At 71.3% G+C, this 4,851-nt stretch carries 4 protein-coding genes and 1 pseudogene; 2 read left to right on the forward strand and 3 right to left on the reverse strand.

The window, feature by feature from the left end; translation table 11 throughout:
- Positions 1 to 360 precede the first annotated feature (360 nt).
- The 3 genes and pseudogenes from ACTHJJ_RS19385 to ACTHJJ_RS19395 form a co-directional block, all read right to left on the reverse strand.
- Positions 361 to 708: a cupin domain-containing protein gene (locus ACTHJJ_RS19385; protein WP_440304588.1), complete on the reverse strand. Its 348-nt coding sequence runs from the start codon at positions 706 to 708 to the stop codon at positions 361 to 363.
- Positions 705 to 2,150, reverse strand: a pseudogene (locus tag ACTHJJ_RS19390) (NAD(P)/FAD-dependent oxidoreductase). The gene ACTHJJ_RS19385 and the pseudogene ACTHJJ_RS19390 overlap by 4 nt, the downstream one beginning before the upstream one ends.
- A gap of 56 nt (positions 2,151 to 2,206) precedes the next feature.
- A complete protein-coding gene (locus ACTHJJ_RS19395; protein ID WP_440304591.1) occupies positions 2,207 to 3,859 on the reverse strand; it encodes an amidohydrolase in 1,653 nt (550 codons plus the stop codon).
- 280 nt (positions 3,860 to 4,139) lie between these two features.
- Here ACTHJJ_RS19395 and ACTHJJ_RS19400 point away from each other — a divergent pair, with 280 nt between their 5' ends.
- Together ACTHJJ_RS19400 and ACTHJJ_RS19405 are read left to right on the forward strand one after the other, a co-directional pair.
- On the forward strand, positions 4,140 to 4,499 hold the full coding sequence (locus tag ACTHJJ_RS19400; RefSeq protein WP_440304589.1) for an NADH-quinone oxidoreductase subunit A: 360 nt from the start codon (positions 4,140 to 4,142) through the stop codon (positions 4,497 to 4,499).
- A partial coding sequence (locus ACTHJJ_RS19405) for an NADH-quinone oxidoreductase subunit B (RefSeq protein ID WP_440304590.1) occupies positions 4,499 to 4,851 on the forward strand: 353 nt, incomplete at its 3' end. The genes ACTHJJ_RS19400 and ACTHJJ_RS19405, both read left to right, overlap by 1 nt.

The following is a 4,851-nucleotide window of genomic DNA, read 5'->3' on the forward strand; positions in this document are numbered from 1 at the left end:
CTGAAGCCCACTGGACGGGAAGGTGACTTTGGCGCTGGATCAGCGTCACGCCGACGTATACCGCCAAGCCGGGCTCGCCTTCGGCGTCGAGTGCGCGCGCCCGCCCAACCGGCACGGGGGCGCGTGTGGCGGCTGGGACGAACTGCTCACTCGATGAGGTGGGTGGGCGCTGGGACTGGTGGGACGGATCGCTCACTCGTCGAGGTAGGGGTGCGCTGGGACGGGTGGGACGAACTGCTCACTCGTTGAAGTAGGTGGGGCGCGAGCGGGTCCGCGCGCAGCGTCATACGGTTGTATGCCGCCCCAGCACGGTTCGCCTTCCAGACGGGGCAGTCCCCATGCGGTCAGGCCGAGCAGCGTCTAGATGACATACACCTTGCGGACGGTTTCGTGGATCGTCCACAGGGTGCGCATCCCGGCCGCCAACCGGACCACGACGCCGGGGCACAGCTCGACCGGGGGCGCCTCCGGTTCGACGAACTCGAGCGTGCCGGCACCGGACAGGACGACGAACACCTCGTCCGCCTCGACGTCGGTCGACACACCGGGCGTGTGTTCCCAGATGCCGATCGTGCGGTCGTCCGTCTCGTCCAGCACGACGAACCCGGCCCGCGGCGAGCCGCCTCGGACCTGCCCGGCGGGGATCGGCTCGGTCGGGATCGGGAGGGTGGCGGCGAGGAGCCCGCCCGCGGCGTCGATTCTGCTCACGAGTCGAACCCCAGCCCGAGGCGATCTAGCGTCTTCAGCAGCAGGTTGCGACGTCCCTGCCGGTGGTCGGCCCGGTCGAGGGACCAGCGCACCGCGTTGATCCCGAGCGCGGCGGCCGGCTCCGGCGGGAAGGGGAGGGGGCGCCGGCGCACCATCTGCAGGGCGGTGCGCTCGGTGTCCACCCCGTCCAGCAGGTCGAGCATGACCTCGGCCGCGAACCGGGTCGAGCCGACGCCCAGGCCCGTGAACCCGGCCGAATAGGCGACCCGTTGCTTTCGCGCCATCCCGAAGAACGCCGTGAACTGCGTGCTGGTGTCGATCGCTCCGGCCCACTGGTGGGTGAAGCGCAGGCCCTCCAGCTGGGGGAAGGTCGTGAAGAAGTGGGCGGCCAGCCGCTCCCAGGATGCCGGCCGGTTCTCGTAGCCCGGGCGCACCCGCCGCCCGAAGTGGTAGACGGCGTCGTAGCCACCGAAGAGGACGCGGTTGTCCCTGGTGAGCCGGTAGTAGTGGAACTGGTTGGCCAGGTCGCCGATGCCCTGGCGTCCCTGCCACCCGATCGCGCCAAGCTGTTCGTCGCTGAGCGGCTCGGTCATGAGCACGTAGTCGTAGACGGGCACCGTCATGAGCCGGTTGCGCCGGAGCAGCGACGGGAACACGTTCGTCGCGAGCACCGCGTGCCGCGCACGGACGCGGCCCTCGTCCGTGACGACGGTGACCCCGGAGCTGCCGTGCGTCTACAGGCCGCGCACCCGGGAGCGCTCATGGATCTCGACGCCGTGCTCCTCGGCCACCCGCGCGAGCTCGGCCACGAGGCGGGCGGGGTGGAGCATGCCGCAGGTGCGCTGCTCCCACACCCCGCCGAGGTAGGTCGGGGAGTCGACGAGCGCGCGCACCTCGTGCTCGTCCAGGTGGACGACGCCCTCTTCGCCCGCCGCGACGGCCTCGTCGTGCGAGCTGCGCAGCCACTCGAGCTGGTGCGGCTCGACGGCCACCGCGAGCTGCCCGGTGCGCTCGAAGTGGAAGTCCATGCCGTAGCGCGCCTCGGCCGCCTCGATCTCGTCGAGGTTGGCCAGCCCCAGCCGCTCCAGCGCGGGCATGTCCTCCGGCCACCGGGACAGGCCGTTCTCCCGGCCATGGGTGAGGCTCGCCTCACAGAACCCGCCGTTGCGACCCGAGGCGGCCCACCCCACGTGGCCCGCCTCGACGAGCACGATGCGGGAGCCGGGCCGGCGCTCCGCCGCGAGCAGTGCGGTCCAGAGCCCGGTGTACCCGCCGCCGACGATGACGAGGTCGGCGTCGTGTGAACCGGTCAGCCGGGGGCGGTCGGGGGTCAGCTCGGCGGGCAGGTCATCGAGCCAGAAGACCGAGTGGGCGGTGTCGGCGAGGGCGTGGCGCACCACCGAGGCGGCGGGCGGGTGCCGTTCGAAGACGGTGGTTCCCACGGGTATCGCTTCCTGTCCGGTTCTCTTGGGTCTGCGGCGGTCTCGGGGCTCGTGGTTCAGGCGTCGGACGCGCTGTAGACGCGCTCGCCCTCGACGAAAGTCTGCAGCACCCGGGTGGCGCCGATCTCCTCGTTGGGACCGGCGAACGGGTCGCGGTCGAGGACCGCGAGGTCGGCATACTTGCCGACCTCGATCGTCCCGGTCATCTCGTCGAGGTGGTTCACCCAGGCCGATCCTGCCGTGTATGCGGTCAGCGACGTCGCGAGGTCGAGGGCCTGCTCGGGCAGGAACGGCTCGTAGTAGCCCTCCTCGAAGCCCGGTGCCGCCATGCGGTTCACAGCCGTGTGGATGGCGGCCAGGGGGTTGGGGCTCGACACCGACCAGTCACTGCCGGCCGCAAGTGTCGCCCCGGCGCGCTGCAGGTCGCCGAACGGGTACTGCCAGGCCGCGCGCCGCTTGCCGAGGAAGGGCAAGGTGAGCTCGACCATCTGCGGCTCGAGGGTGGCCCATAGGGACTGCATGTTGGCGGTAACGCCGAGGTCGCGGAACCGGGGGACGTCGTCGGGGTGCACGACCTGCAGGTGGGCGATGTGGTGCCGGTTGTCGCCCCGCCCGTTGTGGCTGACGGCCCGCTCCACCGCGTCGAGGCACTGGCGGACGGCTCGATCACCGATCGCATGGAAGTGCACCTGGAACCCGAGAGCATCGAGCCGTGGCACCGCCTCGTCGAGGATGGCCGGGTCGACGAAGCTGATCCCCGAGTTGTCGGTCGGATGACCGTGGCCGTCGCAGTACGGCTCGAGCATCGACGCGGTGAAGTTCTCGGCCACGCCGTCCTGCATGATCTTGACGCTCGTCGCGGCGAAACGCCCGCCCCGGTAGCGCTCGCGGCGCTCGACGAGTGACTCGATCTGCTCGAGCCCCGCGGTGCGGTCCCACCAGATCGCGCCGACGACACGCGCGGTCAGGCGTCCGTCGGCCGCCGCGGTGAGGTAGGCGGGGCCCGGGTCGCCGGCGTCTCCGTAGGGTCCGACGATGGCGTCCTGCCAGGCGGTGATCCCGAACGAGTGCAGGTAGCGCTGCCCCTCGAGCAGCGCCTCGACGAGGCGGGCCGGCGGCTCGGTCGGAAGCAGCCGGTTGACGAGGGTCATGGCGCCTTCGTGCAGGGTGCCCGTGGGGTTGCCGTCGCCGTCCCGCTCGATGCGTCCGTCGGCGGGATCAGGGGTGTCGCGGTCGATGCCCGCGATGCGCAGCGCGGCCGAGTTCACCCATGCGCCGTGCCCGTCCCGGTTCGGCAGGAACGTCGGCCGGTCGGGGACGACCCGGTCCAGCTCGTCCGCGGTGGGCGTGCCCCCCGGGAACGCCGACATCGACCAGCCCCCGCCGAGGACCCACTCGTCGTCGGGATGAGCGGCGGCGTAGCTCGCGAGCGTCTCCAGGTACTCGGCTGCGGACCCGCAGCCCGACAGGTCGCAGCGCAACATGTCGAGCCCACCCCAGACGGGATGGACGTGGGCGTCCTGGAAGCCGGGGACGAGCATTCGGCCGTGCAGGTCGACGACCTCCGTGGCGGGCCCGATGAGGTCGTCGAGGTCGTGGCCGACCGCGACGATGCGACCGCCCCGCACCGCGACCGCTCCGGCGCGGGAGCGGACGGTGTTCGCGGTGAAGACCGGGCCGCCGCTGAAGACGAGATCGGCGTGGGACATGGACTGACGGCCTCCCCGGCTGGTCGTCATGGACACCTCACCCTTCCCTGTCTCGCCGCGCCGCCTCCGTACGCGCCCGCGTCGCCGTTGACCGCCGATTCAATCCGCGCCACCGCCCGGGCACAACAGCGCGGGGGCCGAAACGGACGAACCGCCTGCCTCGCACGCCTCGCCGGGCAATCTGTCCGGACTGGCGCCAGAGGGCCACCCCGGGCGCTGTCACGTGGAAACCTCGCTGCGCTCAGCGGCATGCGGCCGCTCACTGGATAGGCTGGCGAGCATGTCCGGTTACATCGTCGTGGCAGCGGTCCTCGGCGCCGGCGTGCTGCTCGTCACCGCGGCGATGGTGGTCCGGACGCTCCTCGCGCCGCACGCGCCGGTGCCGAGCAAGCTGACGACCTACGAGTCGGGCGTCGACCCCGTCGGGGAGGGCTGGGCCCAGACCAAGGTGCGCTACTTCGTCTTCGCGTTCCTCTACGTCATCTTCGCGGTCGACGCGGTCTACCTCTTCCCGTGGGCGACGGTGATCCGCGACGCGAACCTCGGCGTCCCGAGCCTCGTCGAGATGGGGATCTTCATCGCCGTCGTGGTCCTCGGGCTGGCCCACGCGGCTCGGCGCGGCCTGCTGAGGTGGGTGTGATGCCCGTCGACCTGCCCATGCCCCGCGTCGGCCCGGTCGGCGAGAACGCGCCGCGGCCCATCAAAGTGGTCCTCAACTGGGGCCGCCGCTACTCCCTCTGGGTCTTCAACTTCGGGCTCGCCTGCTGCGCCATCGAGTTCATCGCAACCTCGATGGGCAGCCACGACTTCATCCGCCTCGGCGTCATCCCCTTCGCACCGGGGCCGCGGCAGGCCGACCTCATGGTCGTCTCCGGCACCGTGACGGACAAGATGGCCCCGGCCATCCGCCGGCTCTACGACCAGATGCCGGAGCCGAAGTACGTCATCTCCTTCGGCGCCTGCTCCAACTCCGGCGGCCCCTACTGGGACTC

Origin of the sequence: Intrasporangium sp., from assembly GCF_051961875.1 — a bacterium.
Lineage (GTDB): Bacteria > Actinomycetota > Actinomycetes > Actinomycetales > Dermatophilaceae > Intrasporangium_A.

What these genes read in the sequence shown, in the direction of transcription:
- ACTHJJ_RS19400 (WP_440304589.1), top strand. Translation starts at nt 4,140, where the DNA reads ATGTCCGGTTACATCGTCGTGGCAGCGGTCCTCGGCGCCGGCGTGCTG.
- ACTHJJ_RS19395 (WP_440304591.1), bottom strand. Translation starts at nt 3,859, where the DNA reads ATGTCCCACGCCGATCTCGTCTTCAGCGGCGGCCCGGTCTTCACCGCG.